We start from the raw sequence: 20824 nt of genomic DNA on the forward strand, positions 1-20824 counted from the left end.
GTCTGAACCACCTTGAAGCGCAGCTTGAAGGTGCGCTCCGCGTGCGGCTGCAGCTCCACGGCGGCCCGGTGCCCGGCCGGCGGGCGTGCGGGGGAGCCCCGCGGTCAGGACTCCTTGATCACCACGGTCTTGGCGGGCTTGTCGTGCAGGGCCTGCTGGTACGGCTTGTCCCACAGCGGCCACAGGACGTTCAGCAGCGCGAACAGCGAGCCGACGCAGTAGACCGCGTTCGGCAGGGTGTACAGCGCCGCGCGGATCAGCAGGGAGTTCTCGGCGGGCTTGCCGCCGCTCGCGAGGTCGACCACCCGCAGCTTCATGACCTTCTTGCCGACCGTCTGGCCGCCCTGGGTGAGCAGCATCGCGGCCTCGTAGCCGAAGGAGAGCAGGGCCGCCACGACGTAGTACAGGATCGAGGCACCGAAGATCGTGAAGAGCAGCAGGGTCGGGACGAGCAGCACGCAGACGTCGATCAGCCGGGCGACCAGGCGCTCGCCGATCGGGGCGAGCGGTGGGCCACTGGGCACCGGGGAGCCGTAGGGCCCGGGCCGCGGGTGACCGTGCGGCCAGGAGCCCTCCGGCTGCCCGTACGGCTGCTGCGGGGGAGTGCCGTAGCCGGGCTGCCCGTACGGCTGCTGCTCTCCGTACGGCGGCTGCTCCGCGTAGGGCGGCGGCTGCTGGCCGTAGGGCTGGCCGTACGGCGCCTCCTGCTTGTACGGCTGCTGGTCCCCGCCATAGGGGTTCTGGTTCTGCTGACCGTAGGGGTTGGACCCGTCGTACGGGTTCTGGCCGTGCCCCGTGGGACCGTTGGTGCTCATCGTGGCTGGTTCCCTGCCTTCGGCGATGGTGTACAGCTGTTCTATCGACCCCGCGTCCGCCCCGTGAAGGCGGAGCGGCAAGTCGTTACCGATCGGGCACACCCTTGTCGCCGAGCCGGGCGGCGGCGAGTCCGTTATGTTCGGAAATACCGGAATCAGCCCGCGCCGCCCGCCGCGGCGGCCCGATGAGGGAGACGGCCATGACCGGTGCACCCGAACCCATCAGCGAGGTCGGCCGCAGCGCGCTGGAGCGGGAGCTCGCCGACCTGCGCGCGGAGCGCGAATCCGTCGCCGCCACCCTGCGGGGCGGCGAGGAGGTCGGTGATCCGGCCGACCAGGCCGACGAGTTGCAGCGGGCCGACCGGCTGGACGCGCTGGACGGCCGGATCGCCCGCATCGAGGGGCGGCTGCGCGGGGCGGCCACCGCCGGGGCGCCGAGCACCGAGAGCGTCGGCGTCGGCAGCACCGTGAGGCTGCGCTTCGGGGACGCCGACGAGATGACCGTGCGGATCGGCGAACTCGCCGAGGGGGTGGACCCGGACCTGGTCACCGCCGACAGTCCGCTCGGCCGGGTGCTGCTCGGCTGCCGGGAGGGCGAGACCGTCGAGTACGAGGCGCCCGGCGGCCGGACGACCGCACTCGTCCTGTCCATCGGCAGCGGCGGCGCGGCGTCGTAGCGCCCGGCCCCCTCCCGGCGGGCGCCCGACCGCGTTCAGGCCGCGGGCCGGCCCGGGACCCAGAGCGGCACCGGGGAGGTCGGCGCCATGTGGCGGGCCGCGTCCTCGTCGAGGACGGCCAGGGCCCGGTCCCGGTCGCCGCCGGTGAGCTCCGCCAGCACGGCCGCGGCGGCCCGGGCGCAGGCCAGCACGAGGGCCAGCAGGTCCTGGCGGCGGCAGTGCTCCCGGACGTAGGCCGCGCACCGGTCGGTGACGTACGCGGCGTGGGCGGCGCGCTCGGCCGCGCCGTCGGGGCCGGTCCCGGCGGTGGCCCGGCGCACGCCGTGCCAGAGCAGGACGAGCGCGTCCGGCTCGGCGGGGTGGGACGCCTCGGTGAGCCGCGCGCACTCCCGGGCCTCCGCCGACTCCCGGCCCAGCCGTTCCAGGGCGGCCGGGCCGTCCCCGTGGTGGCGCCGCAGCACCAGCTCGGCCGCCCGCCGCACCACGGCGTGCAGGACGGCCTCGGCCGGCACCCGCAGCCCGGGCGCGGCCGGGTCGGTGAAGGCCAGCCAGGCGTCGGCGAACGAGGCCGCCCGCAGCTGCCCCAGCCAGGGCGCGGACGCGGCCGCGGGCGCCAGCCGCTCCTCCACGGCGAGGCGGATCAGCCCCACGCCGATGAGGTCCGGCGCGCCCGCGTCCGGTCCCAGTCCGATCAGTTTGGCCCTCATGGGCGTGCCCCCCGGTCAGCGGTCGTCACTGTGCCGGGTCATCCCATCACAGTGCGACGCGGACGAACGGGATCGGGCCGCCGATGAGACGCACGACACGTGCCCGGGGCGGTCGTCAGCCCTGCTCGGCGGGCTCCTCGGCTTCCTCGGGCCGCTCCGGCGCCGTCTCGCGGAGCTCGAAGGGCGAGGGCACCGGGAAGTAGGTCCGCAGGAAGCCGGTGACGGCCCGCTCCTGCTCCTCGGGCGACAGCAGGTCGCGGGTGCCGTCCGCGAGGCAGAAGTAGTCCGCCCAGCGCTCCTCGTGCAGCTGCGCGAGCCGGCCGAGGTCCTCGGTGCTGTCGGTGACGAAGTAGCCGTCGTAGAGGTGGCCCTCGACGGTGCGGGCGGTGGCGTGGCCGTAGTGGATGGCCAGGGTGACCGGCGCGAGGTCGCCGGCCGAGCGGAAGGGCGAGCGGACGGTGTCGTGCAGCTCGGCCGCGAACCGCTCCGCGCTCTCCGCCAGCACGCTGCGGCGCAGCGGGTGCGGCGAGTGCTTGAGGGTGCGCGGGTAGGTCTTGCCGACGGCGGCGGCCAGCGCGCCGCGGGTGTTCTTCTGCGCGGCGACGTACACCGAGTCGCCGGGCTCGGCCTCGCCGGGCGGCACGATCCGGTTGTCGGGGAAGTACCGGGGCATGCCGTTGCCGAGGAAGAAGTCCTCGGGGACGAGCGGACGGCCGAGGAAGACGTCGTCGTTGAGGTAGAGGAAGTGCTCGGCGAGGTCCGGGACGAGGTGCAGCCGGGTCTCGATGGCGTGCGAGTTGAACACCGGGCCGGCGTCCGTTCCGGCGAACAGGGTGCGGTGCGGGACGACGGTCAGGCCCGGGTGGGCGGTGTCCAGCCAGTGCGGCGTCTGGTCGTCGGTGACCAGGTGGATCCGGCGGATCCACGGCGCGTGCGCGGCCAGGGCGCGCAGGCAGTAGCGCAGCTCGTCGCGGTTGCGGAAGCGCTGGTCGGCGTCGCCCGCGATGCCGCTCTCGGCGACCCCGTCCTCCTCCGCGATCGGGGCGGCGGTGTGCGCGAGCCGGGCGCGGGCGGCGGCCCGGCGCTCCTGCCAGGCGGGGTCGGCGTCGTCGACCCAGGTGATCACGGCGTCGATCGGGAAGTCGACCTGCTCGGGGAGCGAGGCCGCGAAGACGTCCAGCAGGGGGTAGGGCCGGCCGCCGACGGTCGTGGTGGCGTTGGCCTCCAGGGAGGGCACCCACCAGCCGAACGGCGTCTCGTCGATCGAGGCGATGGCGCCCTGGGACGGCGCGGCGGAGTCCCAGAACTCGATGTCGCAGCCGGTCTCGGGGCCGTAGAGCAGGGTGTCGATCACGGCGGGGCGGTAGATCCGCACGCCCTTGACCCGGTCCGCCGGCCAGATCGGGCCCGCCTGCCCGCCGTCCTGGTCCGCGTCCTCGCCCCGCTCCTCGGCGGTCTCGCCCACCGGGGCGTCCGGCTCCAGCAGGCCGACCGCGCCGGGCAGCTGCTCCGCCAGCACGGTGGTCAGGGTCCGCCCGTGCTCCAGGAGGTCGGCGTAGACGGCCTGGCCGGCGAACGCGGCGGCCAGCGCCTCCAGCACCGCCGCGCGGTCGCCGGGCCGGATCGCCAGCCGGTGCCGCGGGTGCCGGTCGGGCACGATGCCGTGCGCGAGGCCGGCCGCCCGCAGCGCCCCGCTCACCTCGGCCAGGTTTCCGTCCCGGCGGTCGGCGGGCAGCAGCGTGTGGCGGGTCTCGGCGAGGTGCTCGCGGTGGCGCACGACGCCCGGGAGCGCGCCGAGCAGCTCCTCCTCGCGCGCGGACCGCTCCTCGCCGAGCCGCTCGTACGGCGAGCGGCGCTCCTCGTGCCCGGCCTGCTCCTGCCCGCTCTGCTCCGTCTGCTCGGTCTGCCCGCTCTGCTCCGCCCGCCCGGCCTCCGGGACGACCTCGTGACCGGCCTCGGGCGCGGCCTGCTCCGGTGCGCCGGCCGGCTCGGCGGACGCACCGGCGGGCGCTTCGGCGCCGGGGCCGGCGGGCGTGCCGGCGGCCGACCGGTTGCGGCGGGCCAGAGCGGTCAGCGGGCGCATCTTGGCCGCGAGATCGGCCGGGCGGATGGGCAAAGGGAACTCCAGGGGCTCATGGTTCAGGTGTCGGGCGTTTCACGTGCCCCGCACAGCGGGGCCTTCGGCCCGAACGGCCCGGATCGGTTCTCCCTCGTGTTTCCGGAGCAGTTCAGAAGGCCGGCCGTCGGGCTCAACTCTGCTTCTCCGGTTCTTCCTCACAGCTGGCTCATGGCACCCGGTTCGGGCACAGGTCGGGCGGGCTTCCGGCTCGCACGAGATCGTATGCGACCAACAGAATTTTATGTTGAGCAATAGTAACAATCAGGTGTCCTTTTGGCGCTGCGAGGCAATGGCCCGGCGGGATTCGCCCGATTTGAATGGTGTGCAGTTTCTCTGAGGGAACGTCATCGATTCACTGATTCACCGGTTTTGTCGCCTATGCGCACCCGAAGTGCATTCCCCGGCGACGGCCCGGGCGGTGGAGGCGCATGGCGCCAGGCGGTCTGCATATGCAGGTCATCGACATATGCCGAGAGTTGTCCTATGGTGTTCGCCAGGCGGGCGGCCGGCTCCGGAGAACGGACGAGCCGTGGGGGGTGGGCCTGCCCCGCCGCACACGCGTGGTCCGGCACCCGGCCGGACCCTCCGCTTCCACAGGAGGACCGCAGTGCACCACCGTTCCCGTTCGCCCAGGCTGCTCGGCGTCGCGATCGCGGCCGTCCTGGGCCTCGGCCTGGGCGTCCCGTCCGGCACCGCGGCTCCGGCCGCCGACACCGATCCCGTCCCCGGGCTGGTCGCCGGATCGGACACCGACGCCCCGCAGCTGGTCACCGGTCTGGCCGAGCGGGCCGCCGGCGCCACCCCGGCCGACGCCGCGCGGGCCCACCTGGCCGCCCACCGGGACCGCTACCGGGTCGACCCCGCGCAGCTCGTGGAGACCGGCACCGAGCGCGCCGCGGACGGCCGTCGCACCGTCAGGTTCGCCCAGCGGCACGGTGGCATCCCGGTCTTCGGGGCCGCCTACCTCGTCCACCTGACCGGTGAGGGCGACGCCCAGCGGGTCGAGTCGGTGGGCGGCAAGTACTTCACCGGCCTCACCGCGCCGACCGCCCAGAGCGTCCCGGACGAGGCGCTGCGCCGGCTCGCGCTCGGCAGCGTCGAGGACCCGGCCGCCCGGGAGGGGGCCACGGCCGAGGACCACGGCCTCGTGGTGCTGCCCGGCGGCACCGGCCGGCTCGCCCGCCACTTCACCGTGCGCGGCACCGACGCGGCGGCCTGGGGCGCGAAGGCCCGCGAGGTGTTCGTGGACGCCACCACCGGTCAGGTCGCCCTCGCCCACGACGTGCGCGCTCCCTACCGGGCCGAGGGGCCGGCCGCTGCCGCCACCGGTGCCGCCGCCGGCCTGGAACCCGCCACCGGTACCGCACCCGACGTCCACGGCAACCCCGTGCGGGTCAACCTCGGCCGCCTCCCGGACGGCACGTACCAGCTCACCGACCTCACCCGCCCCGCCACCATCACCGTCTACGACGCGCAGGGCCGGGAGGAGCTGGACTTCCGGGGGAAGATGCCCGCTGACGCCCGGCCCGCGGCCTCGCCGACGCCCGACTTCCCGGCCTCCGCCGCGGCCACCGGCGCCGCCAACGCCCAGCTCAACGCCGCCGCCGTCGACGACTTCTACCGCGACCGGCTCGGGCGCCAGGGCATCGACGGCAGGAACGGCCCGATCACCGCGGTGGTCAACGTCACCAGCTTCGGCGAGCCGTACCGCAACGCCGCCTGGGACGGCCGGAAGATGGTCTACGGCGGCGGGAGCGCCAAGGAGTACCCGTTCGCCGTGGCGCTCGACGTGGCCGGCCACGAGATGACCCACGGCGTCGTCGAGAACACGGCCGGGCTCGTGCTCCGGGGCCAGTCCGGCGCCCTCGACGAGGCGATCGCCGACTACTTCGGCAACGCGATCGAGGTGACCGCCGGCGGCCTGTCGATGGACGACCCGCGCGCCGCCCTGCTCGGCGAGAGCCTCTGCCGCACCGGCACCCCGGAGTCCTGCGCCGACCGCCGGCTGGACGACCGCCGCAGCACTGTCGACGACTACATCGGCGTCGCGGCGGACATCGACAGCAGCGGCGTGCACCTCAACTCCACCATCGTCGGCGGGGCGCTGTGGGACATCCGGCGCGCCCTCGACCCGCTGACCGCCGACCGCCTGGTCTACCGCGCCCTCACCGAGTACCTCACCCCGCTCGACGGCTTCGTCGACGCCCGCAACGCGGTGCTCGCCGCCGGCCGCTCGATGGGCCTCGGCCGCGCTCAGCTGCGCACCGTCGCCGGTGCGTTCGACGCCCACGGGATCAAGGAGGGCTGGCAGCGGCGGATCGGTGTGGACAGCCGCGTCCTGCTGGGCGACATCCCCAGCGGCCTCATCGCCCCGGACGTCGCCAACGGCCGCTGGGTGGCGGCCACCAGCGAACACGGCTTCGGGGGCAACCTCGGCGTGCTGGCCGGCACCGTCGCCGGCTCCGCCGGACCCGTCGCGCTCAGCCCGGTGGACGGCCGCTCGCACGGCTGGCCCGCCACCGACGGCACGACCGCCGCATGGGTGGCCCAGGGGGCGATCGCCGGAGGCGCCTGGGGCTCGGAGGTGCTGGCCCGCCCGATCGACGGCGGCCCGGTCCGGAGCCTGCGCCGCGGCTCGAACCAGATGATCTTCGACGTCCGGGTCTCCGGCGGCACCGTCGCCTTCCGGGTGAACGACTTCACCACCCACCGCACCCTGCCCGCGCTGTCGCTGAACGGTGCTCCGGCGGTGGAGATCCCGCTGCCCGACGGCCACGACGCGACGGACCTCACCCTCCGCGGCGGCCTGCTCGGCTGGACCGAGACCTGGAGCGCCGGTGAGCGGACCGTGTACGCGCCGACCGTCTACTCGATCGCCACGGGCAAGGTGGTCGCCCAGTACGTGCTGGACGGCGCCACCGCCACCAGGGCCGACCAGACCCGGCTGGCCGGCGACCGGCTGCTCTGGGTGGAGACGCCCGAGGACCGCAGCAAGGGCGGCTCGATCCGCTCCGGCGCCGTGGACGGGTCCGGTGTGACCGACCTGCTGACCGGCACCGCCGCCGACCGGCGCGACATCACCGGCCTGACCGTCTCCGACCGGGCGGTGACCTTCGGCCACGCGTTCCGCTGGCCGGGCGGCGCCGTCAAGAACGCCGAGCTGCCGAAGCTCTGGCAGCTGCCGCTCGCCGGTGGCACCCCCGAGCGGGTCTCCTGCAACCGCGGCGGCCAGTACGCGCCGGTGGCGGACCGGGGCACCCGGGTGCTCTGGCTGGACGCCACGGCCGGCCGCACCGATCTGGTCGTGCGCGAGCGCGCGGCCGGCACCTGCTGACCGGAGGGCGGCTGCCCCGGGATCCGACCCAGGGCGCCCGACCCCGGCGCCCGGACCCCGTCCGCCCCTCGGTCGCCCGCCCGGCCGCTGCAACCCCGCAGCGGCCGGGCGGGCCTTCGCCGTACCGTCAGATCATCGGGACCGTCGGGCCGTCACCACCGGCACACCGCCGGGACGGCCGTCGAGCAGGGCGGCGAGGTGGTCCGCGCAGCGCACCGCGGCCTCGGCCGGGCGGCGGGCGAGGCCCTGCACGTCCATCCCCAGGGCGCGGGCCCTCGCCGCCGGCGCCAGTCCGGTCCGGCCCAGGCCGACCACGCCGAGCGTCAGCTCCGGCAGCGCCCGGGCCGGAGCCGGCGGGGTACGCCAACGCCCCTCGTGCGAAGCCTCGTTGTACGCGGTGAGATCGCGGGTCAGGGCGAGCAGCTGGGCCAGGGCGAACTCGGCGACCGCGTCCGCGTTGGACCCGGGCGTGTGGGTGACCGCGACCCCGTGGCGGGCGGCGGCCGCCAGGTCCACGTGATCGGTTCCGGCGCCCGCCCGGCCCACCACCCGGAGCCGGTGGACGAGCCCGTCGCCGGTCGCGGCGGCGAGGAACGCGGCGCGCAGCGGCACCCCGGCCCGGGACTTGACGGCGTGGAAGCCGGTGCCGCCCGCCACGGCGGCGGCGATCAGGGCCGCCTCGTCGAAGGGGTCGACGTCGGTGAACTCCACGCGCCCGGCCCAGCCGGAGCGCACCGCGCGGTGGTCGGCCACCCGCCGCAGGTTGAGGGTGACGGCCAGTCCGTGGCCGAGCAGGCGCGCCAGTTCGCGGTCCAGCAGGTCCCCGGGCGCCGCGTCCAGCAGCAGGACCCGGTGCGGCGGCATGGGCTTCTCCCCGTGACACGGCCGGGGAGCGGCGGCCGACAGTCGATCATGTTCCCCGCCGCTTCCAAGCTATAGCGCAGCGGGGGGCTTGCCGCAAGGGGGTGGTGGGGCCGGAGAATCCTCGGCCGAAGCCGGAATCACGGGGACAGGAGTGGTGCGGGATGCGTGTGGTGCTGTCGACGTACGGGTCGCGGGGGGACGTCGAGCCGCTGCTGGCGCTCGCCGAGCGGCTGCGGGAGGCGGGAGCCGAGGTGCGGGTGTGCGCGCCTCCGGAGGAGGAGTTCGCGGCGCGGCTGGCGGACGCCGGGGTGCCGATGGTGGCGGTGGGGGAGTCGGTGCGGGCGCTGGTGAGCGGGCCGCCGCCGAAGCCGGAGGACTTCCCGAAGCGGGCGGCGGCGCTGGTGGCCGGGTTCTACGAGGCGGTGCTCGCCGAGGCGGAGCCGGACGGGGTGGTGGTGGCCACCGGCCTGTTCCCCAGCGCGGCCGGTGCCCGGTCGGCGGCCGAGACGGTGGGCGCGCGCTTCGTCCACGTCAGCCTCCAGCCGACCATGCTGCCCTCACCGCACCACCCGCCGTTCCAGTACCCGGGCCGGCCGCAGGCGCCGGAGGGGACCGGCAACGAGGAGCTGTGGGAGCGGGACGTCGAGTCCATGAACGCGCTGTTCGGCGCAGTGGTGAACGCCCACCGCGCATCCGTCGGCCTGCCGCCGGTGGCCAACGTGCGCGACCACGTGCTCACCGCGCGGCCGTGGCTGGCCACGGACGCCGTCCTCGGTCCGTGGCGGCGGCCGGCCGCCCGGGACGTCGTGCAGACCGGTGCCTGGCTCGCGGACGACCGGCGCCCGCTCCCCACCGGGCTGGGGGAGTTCCTGGCCGCGGGCGCGCCCCCGGTGTACGTGGGGTTCGGCAGCATGCCGATGCGCGGCTCGGCGGACGTCGCCCGGCTGGCCGTCGAACAGGCGCTGGCACTGGGCCGGCGGGTCGTGGTGGGCCGGGGCTGGGCGGGGCTGGGCCCGGCGGGTGACGGCGGCGAGTGCTACGCGGCCGGCGAGGTGAACCACCAGGCGCTGTTCCCCCGGGTGGCCGCCGTGGTGCACCACGGCGGCGCGGGCACCACGACGGCGGCGGCCCGGGCCGGGACGCCGCAGCTGGTGGTGCCCCAGATCGTCGACCAGCCCTACTGGGCCGCGCGGGTGGCCGAGCTCGGCATCGGCGCGGTGCACGACACGGCGGCGCCGAGCGCCGCGACCGTGTCCGCCGCGCTGCGCACCGTCCTGGACCCGGCGGCCCGCGCCCGGGCGGCGGCCGTGGCCACCGGCATCCGCACCGACGGCGCCGAGCTGGCCGCCCGCCTGCTGCTCGATCCGGCCGCCGGCTAGCGGCCCGCCGGCCGGGGCGGCGGCTGCGGACGTCGCGCGTCGTCCTGCCGGGGCCGGCCCGCTACCACAGGTGACGGCCGGTGACCGGTGGTGATGCCGTGAAACGGGCACGGCAATACGGGACAGACATGCATCAACCGGGGCATGGTGGGTACCAGCACCACTGGAACGGTCATCGCGCACCGCAGGCCGTTTCCGCGCCCGCCGGGCGCCACCTGGACCGTCGCTTGAAGAAGCCGGGCAGAGGTCTTCGGGAAGTGGTGCCGCGGTGTCGTGGGCGATCCCGCCCGGACGACCCCGCGGCCCGAGGCGTTCCTCCTTGCCCTGGAGAACAGCCGTGTCCATACCTGCACTCAGAACCGGATCCCGTCCGCACGCCACCTCGGCCGAGCCGTCCGTACCGGCGGACGGCTTGCCGCCCGATCTGCCGCCGCGCCCGACCGAGGCGCAGCTGCGGGTCATGGGCAAGACCGAGGCCCGTGAGCTCAGCGACGCGCTCTTCGAGCGGCTCGCCGGGCTGGCCCGTGAGTCCCACGCCTACAGCTACGTCCGCGGGACCGTCATCGAACTCAACATGCCGCTGGTGCGCTTCATCGCCGGCCGCTTCCGCCACCGCCCGGAGGACATGGACGACATCCTCCAGGTCGGCACCGTCGGACTCATCAAGGCGGTCGACGGCTACGACCCGGGGCGCGGCGTCGAGTTCCTGACCTACGCCATCCCCACCATCGCCGGCGAGATCAAGCGGTTCTTCCGGGACACCTCCTGGCCGGTGCGCGTCCCGCGCCGGATGCAGGAGTTCTACCTGACCGTCGCCCGCGGCTCCGACCGGCTGGAACAGCGGCTCGGCCGCCTGCCGCACCCCGAGGAGATCGCCGAGGAGCTCCACCTCACCGTCGACGAGGTCGTCGAGGGGCTGGTGGCCGGCCGGGTCTACCGGCCCAACTCGCTGGACGCGCTGCGCGAGCAGGACACCGACGAGTCCGGCAGCGCGCTGCTGGACCGGCTCGGCTCCTGCGACCCGGGCATCGAGCTGGCCGAGTTCCGCATCGCCGTGCGGCCCCTGCTGGGGAAGCTGCCGCGCCGCGAGCAGCTCGTGCTCAAGCTGCGCTTCTGGGAGGACCGGACGCAGTCCGAGATCGCCGAGCGGATCGGCGTCTCGCAGATGCACGTCTCGCGCCTGCTGTCCGCCACCCTCGCGCACCTGCGCGAGGAGCTGGAGGACCGCGCGGCGGACGGCGGCCCGCCCGCTCCGCCCGGGCCGGGCTGAGGCCCCGGGCCCGAGGCCCTGTCCCGCAACCCGCGCCCCTCCGGGTGTTTCCGGCCCTCCGCAGCGGTTAGCCGCGCTGCGGGGGGCCGTCGGCACGCGAGCCCGGTGCCGCCGGTCCGGCACCGCGCCGGTCCCGCACCCACGCCGGTCCGGCAGCGCGCACCCAGGAGGAGCATCCGCCATGACCCGCAGCCCGTCCCGACCTCCCGAGGACTCGCCTTCCGCCCCGGACCGGCCCGCCGGACTCACCGCCCGCGCCCGGCCGGGGGCCCGCGGGACCGTCCTGGTCCTGAACGGCGAACTCGACCTGGACTCCGTCGCCGTCCTGCGCCGGGCCCTCGACGGCGCGCTCGCCGTTCCCGGAACGGTCGTCGTGATCGACTGCGGCGAGCTGGCGTTCTGCGACTCCACCGGCGTGAGCGCCCTGCTGGAGGGCGCCGGCCGCGCCGCCGGCTCCGGCAGCCGGATCGAGCTCGCCCGCCCCCGGCCGCTGGTCCGGCGGGTGCTCGAACTCACCGGCGTCATCGACGCGTTCGCCGTCCACGACACCGTGCCGCCGTGACCCGGCCGAGCCGTCCCTTGCCCGCTCCCCAGGAGGACCTCATGACCACCAGCCCGGCTGCGCTCTTCGACGTCGACGGAACGCTGCTCGACACCACCTACCTGCACACCCTCGCCTGGTGGGAGGCGTTGCGCCAGTACGACCACACCGTCCCCGCCGCCCGGGTGCACCGCGCCATCGGCATGGGCGCCGACCGGCTGCTCGATCACCTGCTCGGCGAGGACCGCGACCGGGACGAGGACGAGGCCGTCACGGCCGCCCACGACGCCCTCTACGCCCGGTACTGGCCCGTGGTGCGGCCGTTGCCCGAGGCTGCCGAGCTGCTGCGCTCCTGTGCCCGCCGGGGCTGGCGGGTGGTGCTGGCCAGTTCCGCCTCCGAACGCGAACTGACCGCGCTGCGCGCCGTGCTGGACGCCGACGAGGTGATCGCCGCCGTCACCACCGCCGACGACGTCGCCGCCACCAAACCCGAGCCCGACCTCGTCCGGGCCGCCCTCGACCGGGCCGACAGCACCCCCGGGCAGGCGCTGTTCGTCGGCGACACGCTCTGGGACGTCACCGCGGCGGCCCGCGCCGGCATGCCGTGCGTGGCCGTCGAGAGCGGCGGTCACTCCGCCCAGGACCTCCTCGGCGCCGGGGCCGCCGAGGTCCACGCCGACACCGGGGAGCTGCTGGCCGCGCTGGACGCCAGCCTGCTCGGCCGCCCGCCACTGCCGGACTGACACCGCCCGCGCCACCCCGCTCGTCCCGGTCCGTCGGCCACCCGGCGTGAACACCCCTGCCCGCAGCCGCTGGTCCTCGCCGAGGACAGGCCGCTCGGCCGGCGGGTCACCAGCGCAGTGCGGTGAAGTCGATCGGCCGCGGCGGGAGCTTCGCGGTGCGGGCGGCCAGGTCGCGCATCCGGCGGCCGAACTCGTCGGCCGGCAGCCGCTTGCGGTCGCCGTGGCCGGGCAGCAGCCAAGCGAAGCGGATCCGTGGTGCCGTACGGGCCAGCGACGCGGCCAGTTCGGTGATGGAGTACCAGGTGACCGACTCGGCGACGGCGACGTCGCCGTCGGTGCGGGACCAGTAGAAGCTGTCGCCGCTGAAGCAGTACGTCCCGTCGGCGAGGTACAGCACGCTGCCCTCGGTGTGCCCGGGCAGCGGGTGCGCCGTCACGCCGTCGGCGATCCCCACCGGCTCGGTGCCCCGCAGGACCCGGTCGGCGTCGGGCGCGGCGGCCAGGTCCGACGCGTGGATCCACAGCCGGGCGCCGAACCGGTCGGCGTACGCGCGGCCGTGCGCGGCGTGGTCGCGATGGGTGAGCAGTACGTCGGTGACCGGGCCGATGGCGGCGTATCTCGTGGCCAGCGCGGAACTCCAGCGGGGAGTGTCGATCATCATCAGATTTCCGGCCGGCCGGCGCAGCAGATAGGAATTCGCTCCGGCGGTGTGCGGCGAGTTGTGCCCGCACAGGTACACGTGCTCGGCGAGGCGCAGCGGGAAGGGGTCGAGGTCCGGCTGCGGCGCGCGTGCGCCGTGCCGGACCGACCGGGAGGGGCAGGCGAACGCCGCGGCGTGCAGCGCCCTCTCCTCCGCCTCGGTACGGGGCTGGCGGACGACCGCCGAGCGTCCGTCGACCCGGGCGATCAGCCCCGGCGCGAGCTGCCGGGCGACGTCGCAGTCGGTGCAGCGGTGATCGACGTGCCAGTCGGTGCCGGTCGAATGCTCGGTCATGGCGTGGTCCTCCGCGCGGGCCGGTGGCGATTGACGTCCCCATGACTATCACGCGTCACCTCGTGGGGCCCGGGCCCGGCGGTCGCCCCGTCGGGCCGCGGCCCGCGATACTGGAGATCCGGACGGGTCCGCCCGTCCGGGGGCCCGCGCGGTGCCGGGGTGACCCGCCGACGGCACGGGGGCAGGCGCGCGGCGGAACCCACCCGAACCGGGGAGACCGTCATGCAGCTCGCCTTCCTCGCCCCGCTCCTCGAACGACCCGGCCCCTGGGCCTCCGTCTACCTCGACACCTCCCGCGCCACCGAGGACGCCGCCCAGCGCCGCGCGCTCATCGACCGCGCCGCCGTCCGCCGGCTGGCCGGCCTCGGCGCCGACGAGGCCACCCGCACCGCCGTCCGCGAGCACCTGGCGGCGCAGGCGGTCTCCGGCTCGCCCCAGGGCCGTGCCGTCTTCGCCACCGGCGGCGAGGTCGCGCTGGACGTCCCGCTCGCCGCCTCACCGCCCGACGTCGACGCCACCTGGGCGCCCCTGCCGCACACCGCGCCCCTGCTCGGGCTGCTCGGCGACACCGCCGCCGCCTGCCTGATCGCCACCGTCGACCGGACCGGGGCCGACCTCGAACTGCGCGACCTCGGCCGCACCGCGCCCGCCGGTACCGTCGACGCACCCCAGTGGCAGGGCCGCGGCCACCGCGCCCCGCCCGCCGACCGCTACGAGTGGCACTACCGGCACCGCCGCGAGGACGCCTGGGAGCGCACCGCCGGCATCATCGCCGACCACCTCGCCCGGATCTGGCCGGACAGCGGCGCCCAACTGCTCGTCCTCACCGGCGACCCCCGCGAACGCCGGGCCGTCCACCAGCGGCTGCCGCAGCAGCTGCGCTCCGACACCGTCGGGATCGACGGCGGAGGCCGGGCGGCCGGCACCTCCCGCGAGGCCTTCGACCGCCGGCTGGCCGAAGCCTGGAGCGCCCACCGCGGCCGCCGCCTGGACAGCGCGCTGGACGCCTTCCGCACCGGCGTCGGCCGGCCCGGCGAGCACGGCGAGACCGCCGAAGGCGTCCAGACCGCCCCCGGCGCCGCCGCCCAGGGCGTGCCGGCCGTGGTCGACGCCGCCCGGCAGCACCGGCTCGCCACCCTGCTCGTCCAGGAGGGCGGCCACGACCAGGACCGCCAGGTGTGGGTCGGCCCCGCGCCCGAACAGGTCGGCGTCCAGCGCAACGACGTCCGCAGCATGGGCGTCGCCGGCCCGGACCGGGCCCCGGCCGCCGACGCCCTGCTGCGCTGCGCCGTCGCCGCCGGGGCCGACGCGCTGGCCGTCCCCGCGGACGTCCCCGGCCCGGCCGGCGGCCTCGGGGCCGTGCTGCGCTGGCAGGAGTGAGCGACCGTGCCCGGCGCACCGTCCGTCGCGGGGTGCGGCCGAGGGGTGCGGGGGACCCTCGGCCGGGGCCGGCCGTGCGACCAGTCCGCTGCCGCCGGGCTGGTGGGCTCCGGGAGCCCCGGACGCCGGTCGGGCCTCAGCTCGACTCGACTGATCAGCACCGATGCCGGGCGGGTTCGGAAACGGACTCCCGAAGTGGTCGTCGGTGCTCCCGTCCACGCCGGCCTTCACGGAGCCGGCCGCGCGCGCGGGTGAGCCGGCCGTGAAGAGGATTCCGCCGTTCGGGTCCGGATCCTCGACGTCGGCCCCGTTGACGCCGTGGGCGTCGATGTCCTCGACGACGAGGTGGGCTCGACGCAGAGGCCCGCCCGGCGGTCGGTGGAGGTGTCGGGGCCGGTGTCGGTGAGGTCGAGGGTGCGGAGCTCCCGCTGTTCGGTGCTGGTGAGGAGGAACGCGGCGCGGGCGCCCCCGCCCGCCCGGGGCGGCGGCCGGCGGGGTGGTTCGTGAGCGCTTGGCCCGGAACGTGGCGGCGGGCCGGCCCGAGAACCCGTGGACACGCCGGACGGCACGGTCAGGTCGGTCTCCGTGCGCGGCCCGGATCGCCCGGTCGGGCGGCGCAGGTTCGATCGGGCGGATCCGGGGAAGCCGCCCGGCCGGACCCGGAGAATCGACGCGGAGGAGGCGGAGAGCATGGACCCGCGGACACGGAACGCTCGCCCCGTCGGCGGACGGCTGCCGCATCCCGGGTGCGCCGCCGTACCGCCGCGGCGCCCGGCCGGCACCGGGAGCGGGCGATGAGGCGGGCACCGGCCCCGCGCGGGCCGCTCTCCGAAGCCGTCCTCGCCCTGGTCACCGCCGGCCCGCCCGGCGCCGGCCGTCTGCTCGCCCCGGACAGCAGGCCGTGGGCGGACGCGGCCCGCGGCGACGACCCCTGGGGCGAGGACCACCAGCTCGCGCTCCACCTCTGCTACGAACTGCACGACCGGGGCCTGCCCGGCGTCCACCCCGGCTGGGAGTGGGACCCAGGGCTGCTCACCCTGCGGCGCTCCCTGGAACGTCCGTTCCTCGCCGCCGTCCGGGACGAGGCCGGGCCCGTGCCGCCGCTCGCCGCGGCCGTGGAGCGCCTGCTGACCGCCGCCGGTGACGGCGGCCCGGCCGCCTACCTGGAGGCGGAGGGCGAGCGCTGGCAGGCCCGGGAGTACGTGGTGCACCGCTCCGTCTACCACCTCAAGGAGGCCGACCCGCAGCTGTGGCTACTGCCCCGGATCCACGGGCCGGCCCAGGCGGCGCTGACGACCGTCCTCTTCGACGAGTACGGCGCCGGACGGCCCGAGAACGCCCACGCGCTGCTGTTCGCCCGGATGATGGCCGATCTCGGCCTGGAGACGGCCTACGGCCACTACCTCGACGCGGTGCCCGCGCCGACGCTGGCGGTGGTCAACCTGATGATGCTGTTCGGCCTGCACCGGGCGCTGCGCGGCGCGGCCGTCGGCCAGTTCGCCACCATCGAGATCACCTCCTCGCCGGGCGCCGCCCGGCTGGCCGCCGCCCTGAAGCGCCTGGGGGCGGGGGAGGACGGCACCCTGTTCTACCGCGAGCACGTCGAGGCGGACGCGGTGCACGAGCAGCTGGTCCGGCACGGGGTGATCGACGAGCTGACGGCCGCCGAACCCGAGCTGGCCTGGGACATCGCCTTCGGCCTGGCGGCCACCGGGGCGGTGGACGACCGGTTCGCCGCCCACCTGCTGGGCCACTGGCGGGCCGGGCGCAGCTCGCTGCGCTCACCCCTGCCCGACGCTCCCACCGGTTCCGGCTGAGCGGTTCCCGGCGGGGCGGGCGTGCCGGCGGTGGCTGGTGTCGCAGAACGGGCGGTGCCGGCTGCGCCGGCACGCGCAGAGCGCCACCACGGGCCGCTCGCACAGCCGCACCACGCCGTCGGGGCCGGTCACCTCGACCGGGCCCTCCACCAGGATCGGGCCCTCCGCCAGGACCGTCACCCGCACCGGTGAACGCCCGGTGCTCCCCGGTTCGGCGCTCCTCGGTCCTGGTTCAGTGCTTCCGGACACCGCGCACCACCACCAGCTCCTCCTCGCGGACACCCGCCCCGATCAGCCCCAGCCGTTCGAACAGCCCGGCCCGCTCCGTCATCACCGGCCCGAAGGCCTGCCGCCGGCGGGCCACCACGGCCGCCGCCAGCCCCGCGCCGCGCAGCGCGGCGAGCGTCTTCGGCACTCCCGCGAGGGAGGACTGCACCAGCAGCAGGACCCCGCGTGCGGCCAGCAGCCGCGGTGCGTCCCGGCAGATCCGGTCCAGCACGAGCCGCCCGTCCGGTCCGGCGTCCCAGGCGAGCGCCGCACCCACCGGGCGGCCGGGCGCCTCGGTGGGCACGTACGGCGGATTGGCGGTCACCAGGTCGAAGTGCCGCCCGCCGACGGGGCCGGTGAGGTCACCTCGGCGCAGCTCGACGCGCCGGTGGTGCAGGCGGGTGTTGAGCCAGGCCGCGAGCAGGGCGCGCGTCGAGAGGTCCACCGCGGTCACCCGGGCACCCGTCCGCGCGGCGGCCAGCGCCACCACGCCCGTCCCGGTCCCGAGGTCCAGCACCCGGCTGGCCGCGCCGAGCGGCTCGCGGCGCAGACAGGAGACCAGGAGATCGGTGTCGCCCTGGGGCGGGTAGACCCCGGGCGGTCTGATCAGCAGCATGCCGAGCGGCTGCCCCGCCAGGCCCGCTCCACACCCCCGGCCGCACGGACTCCTGCCGGACGGACCCTGCCGGACGGACCGCCGCCCCTGGCAGGATCGGGCCATGGCGGACGATTCTCCGGTGACCAGGGCACGGGCCCTGTGGCAGGAACTCGCGGCGCGGCCGGTCGCGTTCGGTACGCGGGGCGACATCGGCGTGGTGGTCTCTCCCGGGTCGCGGATCGGCCCGCCCGGATGGGTGGGCATCGTGGTCCTGGGCGGGGCCGCCCTGGTGACGGCGCCGACCGAGGAGGCCGCGGCCCTGATCCGAACGGCCGTGGCCGGCAGGCGCGCCGACGAGCCGGCCGGGCCCGCGGCGATCACGGACCTGTTCCCGGCGGGCCGGGTCCTCGGGCCGGCGGCGCTCGCCTACGCCTCGCCGGCCGCCTTCCGCCCGGTTGAACCGGCGGGGCGGCCGGACGTGCGGGAACTCCCGCCCGGGCACCCGGATCTGGCCGCCCTCGAACGCGACGCCGGGACGGCGGACGCCGACGAGGCGGGCCTCGACGAGATCACCTCGCCCGCGTTCGTCGTCCGTGGGGCGGACGGCCGGGGCGTCGCCGCGGCCGGCTACCGCCGCTGGCCGGCGGACACGGCCCACCTGGCCGTGCTGACCGCGCCCGACCGGCGGGGCGAGGGCCTCGCCCGGGCGGCCGCCTCCGCGGCGGTGCGGCACGCCCTCGCCCGGGACCTGCTGCCGCAGTGGCGCGCCCGGGTCCCGGCATCGCGCAGGGTGGCCGCCGGCCTCGGATTCACCGAACTCGGCGTCCAGCTCAGCGTCGAGCCGACCTGAGCGGGAGGTCGGGTTTGCCGTCACGACAGCGGTCGGCGCACCGCACCCGCGGTTCTCCGGTGGGCCGACCCTCACGATCCGGCTTCCCCCGCGCGGGGGAAGCCGGATGATCCGTGGGATGGATGTGACCGGCGCGGGTGACGCGGAATCCTGGAGCGTCGGCAATCCGGAGGTACGGGGGTCACGGTGGCTGTTGCTGCGAACTCTGAGGCAGGTGGCGTTTCCGAGCCGCCGACCGCGAGGCGGGGGCGGGTGGTGTGGTGGCGGCGGTGGCCCGTGTGGGCGCCCGTGGCAGCCGCCTCCTGGGGCGCGTCGTACGCCGCTGTCGAGGCCACCTGGGCGGTGACGGGCACCACCGTGCAGTGGAAGGAACACTCCGCGTACGCGCCGGGGGTCCAGCTCTTCCTGGCGGCCCTCGCGCTCCTGGCCGCCGGTGCCTGCCTGGCCGGCACCCGAACGCTCGCCAAGGCCGGCCGGGTCGCGGTGGCGACGGTGCTGAGCGTGGCGCTGGCGGTGTTCGTCGTGGGAACGAACGGGCTGCCGATCTATGTCGTGACGATGGCAACGCTCTCGGGGATCGAGAGCGCCACCGGGCTGGCCCAGGTGCTGCTGAACACGGCGGGCGCCGTCCTCCTGCTCCTGGTCGCTCTGTCGTACCGCCGGCGGCTGCGCGGAGCCTGTCCGCGATGCGGGTGGCCGCACGCCGGCGCCGCCGACGGCCCGCTCGCCCACCCTGCCGCCTCCCGAGCCCCGGGGCGCACCCGAGCCGCGGTGTACCTGCTCATGTGCGGACTCCTGCCGTGGGCGGGAACCAAGACCATCTGGACGCTGGGCGGGGACGTGCTCGGTGTCGCGGGTGATGACTGGCAGAGGGCGTCGGTCGCCGGCGCGTCGGGTCCGTCGAAGGCAACCGCGTCGGCGGGGATCGACGTCACCGTGCTGGCCGCGACGGTCGGGATCTTCCTGCTGCTGGGGCTGCTGTACGTGTGGGGGCAGGTGTTTCCGCGCTGGACGCTGTTCCTGTCCGGGCGGCGGGTCCCGCGCCTGCTGCCCCTGATTCCAGCCTGGCTGACCGGTGTCCCGCTGGCGATGTACGGGGTCGTCCTCCTCGTCATGGCCCCGCTCATGGCGGCCGGTGTGCTGCCCGGGATCAAGCCGGACCCGCCGTTCACCAGCAGCTCGGGGATCACCTGGTTCGCCTGGTTCGGCGGCCTGGCCTTCGGCGGTCTGGGGATCGGCCTCGTCGTGGCCGCCCGCTCCTACGCCGCCCGCACCCGCCCCATCTGTGCCGGCGCCACGGCAACGGGGAGTCCGAAGTAGCCGGGTACCGGGCACGGCCGCGGGCGTGCGGCGGCGCTTCTCAGCCCGCTCCGGGACGGCGGATCTCCAGGTGTCCGGAGAGCGCCCGGGCCTGGAGCACCGGCTGCGGCGCGGTGGCCGGCCCCCGCTCGACCTCGCCGTCGCTCAGCCGGAACTCGCTGCCGTGCCACGGGCAGCGCAGGCACCCGTCCACCACGGTGCCCTCGGCCAGCGGGCCGGACAGGTGCGCGCAGCGCTCGGCGAGGACGTGCCACCGGTCGTCCTCGCCGTGCACCACGACCACCGCCAGCCCGTCGACCGTGCGCCGGACCGGCTCGCCCGGCGGAAAGTCCTCGACCGGCCCGACCCCGATCCAGTCCGGGGGCGCCAGCCGCTGCACGGCCGCCGCCCGGTTGGGGCCCGCGGCCTGCCGGTACGACAGATGGCCGCCGAGCACGCCGCCGACCGACACCGCCGTCAGCCCGGCCAGGCCGAGCAGCCGGCCCCGCAGCGGCCGGTGGCGGCAGCGGGCCAGCAGTGAGCAGGCGAACATCAGGACGCCGGTGGTGTTGGCGGCGGCGTGCACCAGGCCGGTGCGCTGCCGGGGCGGGTCCAGCCGGGCCCAGTCCGCCCAGCCCGCCGCGGCGGCCGGCCCGGCCGTCGCCAGGCCGGCGGCGACCAGGGCGCCCGCGGCCCGGCGGTTGCCGGGCAGGCTGTCCAGGATCTCCGCCGAGATCCAGCAGCCGATCGGCAGCTGGACCAGCGCCGGGTGCAGCGGGTGGCCGAGCCACACGCCGTGCAGCAGGTCGCGGGAGCGGCCGAGGGGCAGGCCGTTCAGCGCGTCGGCCAGCGGCGCGGCGGCCCGGTCCAGGAAGCGCCAGTCGGCCGGCGCGTCCAGGGCCCGGCGCAGCCGCCGGGACCACGGCCGGCTCTGCGGGAAGTCGTGGGAGGAAGTGTCCATACCCGGCGCCTAGCCGACCGGCGCAGGGCCAAACCCCCGTCCGGGATGCCGGTCGTTCGCCCGGGGCCGTCAGCGGTCCGGGCCGTTCCGCACGGGTGGGACGGCCCGGCGCCGCCTGTGTGGAGGCCCTGATCGGCGCGCGCGTGGGCCAGCCGGTCTCCGCGTCGAGGGCGTCCGCAGACGGCGCGGCGCGCGCGCCCTGCGGGTCC

Annotated in this window: 18 protein-coding genes; 10 read left to right on the forward strand and 8 right to left on the reverse strand. The window is 76.3% G+C overall.

Going from position 1 to position 20824, the window contains the following annotated elements; genetic code table 11:
* Positions 1–104: 104 nt before the first annotated feature.
* Entirely contained in the window at positions 105–815 is a 711-nt protein-coding gene (locus ABT238_RS36505; RefSeq protein ID WP_350805812.1) for an RDD family protein, read from the reverse strand.
* A 200-nt stretch (positions 816–1015) separates the two neighbouring features.
* On the opposite strand from ABT238_RS36505, the gene ABT238_RS36510 reads away from it, so the two are divergent.
* Positions 1016–1492 carry a GreA/GreB family elongation factor gene (locus tag ABT238_RS36510; protein ID WP_350565619.1) on the forward strand — a complete coding sequence of 159 codons (477 nt, stop codon included), beginning with the start codon at positions 1016–1018 and terminating at the stop codon, positions 1490–1492.
* 35 nt (positions 1493–1527) lie between these two features.
* On the opposite strand, the gene ABT238_RS36515 is transcribed toward ABT238_RS36510, so the two are convergent.
* Together ABT238_RS36515 and ABT238_RS36520 are read right to left on the reverse strand one after the other, a co-directional pair.
* On the reverse strand, positions 1528–2199 hold the full coding sequence (locus tag ABT238_RS36515; RefSeq protein ID WP_350565621.1) for a hypothetical protein: 672 nt from the start codon (positions 2197–2199) through the stop codon (positions 1528–1530).
* 115 nt (positions 2200–2314) lie between these two features.
* Positions 2315–4315, reverse strand: coding sequence for a stealth family protein (locus tag ABT238_RS36520; protein ID WP_350805817.1), 2001 nt, complete (start codon positions 4313–4315; stop codon positions 2315–2317).
* Between the two features lie 610 nt (positions 4316–4925).
* Between ABT238_RS36520 and ABT238_RS36525 the strand changes: the two genes are divergently transcribed.
* Positions 4926–7652, forward strand: coding sequence for a M4 family metallopeptidase (locus ABT238_RS36525; RefSeq protein ID WP_350805822.1), 2727 nt, complete (start codon positions 4926–4928; stop codon positions 7650–7652).
* Positions 7653–7784: 132 nt separating this feature from the next.
* On the opposite strand, the gene ABT238_RS36530 is transcribed toward ABT238_RS36525, so the two are convergent.
* Positions 7785–8516, reverse strand: coding sequence for an NAD(P)-dependent oxidoreductase (locus tag ABT238_RS36530; protein WP_350805827.1), 732 nt, complete (start codon positions 8514–8516; stop codon positions 7785–7787).
* Positions 8517–8677: 161 nt separating this feature from the next.
* Between ABT238_RS36530 and ABT238_RS36535 the strand changes: the two genes are divergently transcribed.
* The 4 genes from ABT238_RS36535 to ABT238_RS36550 all read left to right on the forward strand — a co-directional run bounded on the left by ABT238_RS36535 (position 8678) and on the right by ABT238_RS36550 (position 12449).
* Positions 8678–9895: a glycosyltransferase gene (locus ABT238_RS36535; protein ID WP_350805834.1), complete on the forward strand. Its 1218-nt coding sequence runs from the start codon at positions 8678–8680 to the stop codon at positions 9893–9895.
* 337 nt (positions 9896–10232) lie between these two features.
* Complete coding sequence (locus tag ABT238_RS36540) at positions 10233–11165, forward strand: SigB/SigF/SigG family RNA polymerase sigma factor (protein ID WP_350805837.1); 933 nt, start codon at positions 10233–10235, stop codon at positions 11163–11165.
* 181 nt (positions 11166–11346) lie between these two features.
* A complete protein-coding gene (locus ABT238_RS36545) occupies positions 11347–11727 on the forward strand; it encodes an STAS domain-containing protein (protein ID WP_350805846.1) in 381 nt (126 codons plus the stop codon).
* 41 nt (positions 11728–11768) lie between these two features.
* On the forward strand, positions 11769–12449 hold the full coding sequence (locus tag ABT238_RS36550; protein WP_350805851.1) for an HAD family hydrolase: 681 nt from the start codon (positions 11769–11771) through the stop codon (positions 12447–12449).
* 106 nt (positions 12450–12555) lie between these two features.
* On the opposite strand, the gene ABT238_RS36555 is transcribed toward ABT238_RS36550, so the two are convergent.
* Positions 12556–13443 (reverse strand): 4Fe-4S domain-containing protein, encoded by an 888-nt coding sequence (locus ABT238_RS36555; protein WP_350565637.1) that lies wholly within the window; start codon positions 13441–13443, stop codon positions 12556–12558.
* A 222-nt stretch (positions 13444–13665) separates the two neighbouring features.
* On the opposite strand from ABT238_RS36555, the gene ABT238_RS36560 reads away from it, so the two are divergent.
* The gene (locus tag ABT238_RS36560) at positions 13666–14823 is read left to right on the forward strand and encodes a baeRF2 domain-containing protein (RefSeq protein WP_350805858.1); all 1158 of its coding nucleotides are present in this window, start codon (positions 13666–13668) and stop codon (positions 14821–14823) included.
* A 794-nt stretch (positions 14824–15617) separates the two neighbouring features.
* Complete coding sequence (locus tag ABT238_RS36565; protein WP_350565640.1) at positions 15618–16640, forward strand: iron-containing redox enzyme family protein; 1023 nt, start codon at positions 15618–15620, stop codon at positions 16638–16640.
* On the opposite strand, the gene ABT238_RS36570 is transcribed toward ABT238_RS36565, so the two are convergent.
* Both ABT238_RS36570 and ABT238_RS36575 read right to left on the reverse strand, forming a co-directional pair.
* A complete protein-coding gene (locus tag ABT238_RS36570; RefSeq protein ID WP_350565642.1) occupies positions 16605–16820 on the reverse strand; it encodes a CDGSH iron-sulfur domain-containing protein in 216 nt (71 codons plus the stop codon). The two genes, ABT238_RS36565 and ABT238_RS36570, sit on opposite strands and share 36 nt — an antisense overlap.
* Before the next feature lie 52 nt (positions 16821–16872).
* Entirely contained in the window at positions 16873–17523 is a 651-nt protein-coding gene (locus ABT238_RS36575; protein ID WP_350565644.1) for a HemK2/MTQ2 family protein methyltransferase, read from the reverse strand.
* 103 nt (positions 17524–17626) lie between these two features.
* Here ABT238_RS36575 and ABT238_RS36580 point away from each other — a divergent pair, with 103 nt between their 5' ends.
* Together ABT238_RS36580 and ABT238_RS36585 are read left to right on the forward strand one after the other, a co-directional pair.
* Entirely contained in the window at positions 17627–18355 is a 729-nt protein-coding gene (locus tag ABT238_RS36580) for a GNAT family N-acetyltransferase (RefSeq protein WP_350805869.1), read from the forward strand.
* Positions 18356–18643: 288 nt separating this feature from the next.
* On the forward strand, positions 18644–19675 hold the full coding sequence (locus tag ABT238_RS36585) for a hypothetical protein (protein WP_350805872.1): 1032 nt from the start codon (positions 18644–18646) through the stop codon (positions 19673–19675).
* Between the two features lie 40 nt (positions 19676–19715).
* Here the strand turns inward: ABT238_RS36585 and ABT238_RS36590 are convergent, their stop codons facing one another.
* Entirely contained in the window at positions 19716–20615 is a 900-nt protein-coding gene (locus ABT238_RS36590; protein WP_350565650.1) for a Rieske (2Fe-2S) protein, read from the reverse strand.
* Positions 20616–20824: the final 209 nt, after the last annotated feature.

The sequence above is a fragment of the Kitasatospora sp. NPDC001527 genome (genome assembly GCF_040298605.1).
In the GTDB taxonomy this organism is placed as follows: domain Bacteria; phylum Actinomycetota; class Actinomycetes; order Streptomycetales; family Streptomycetaceae; genus Kitasatospora.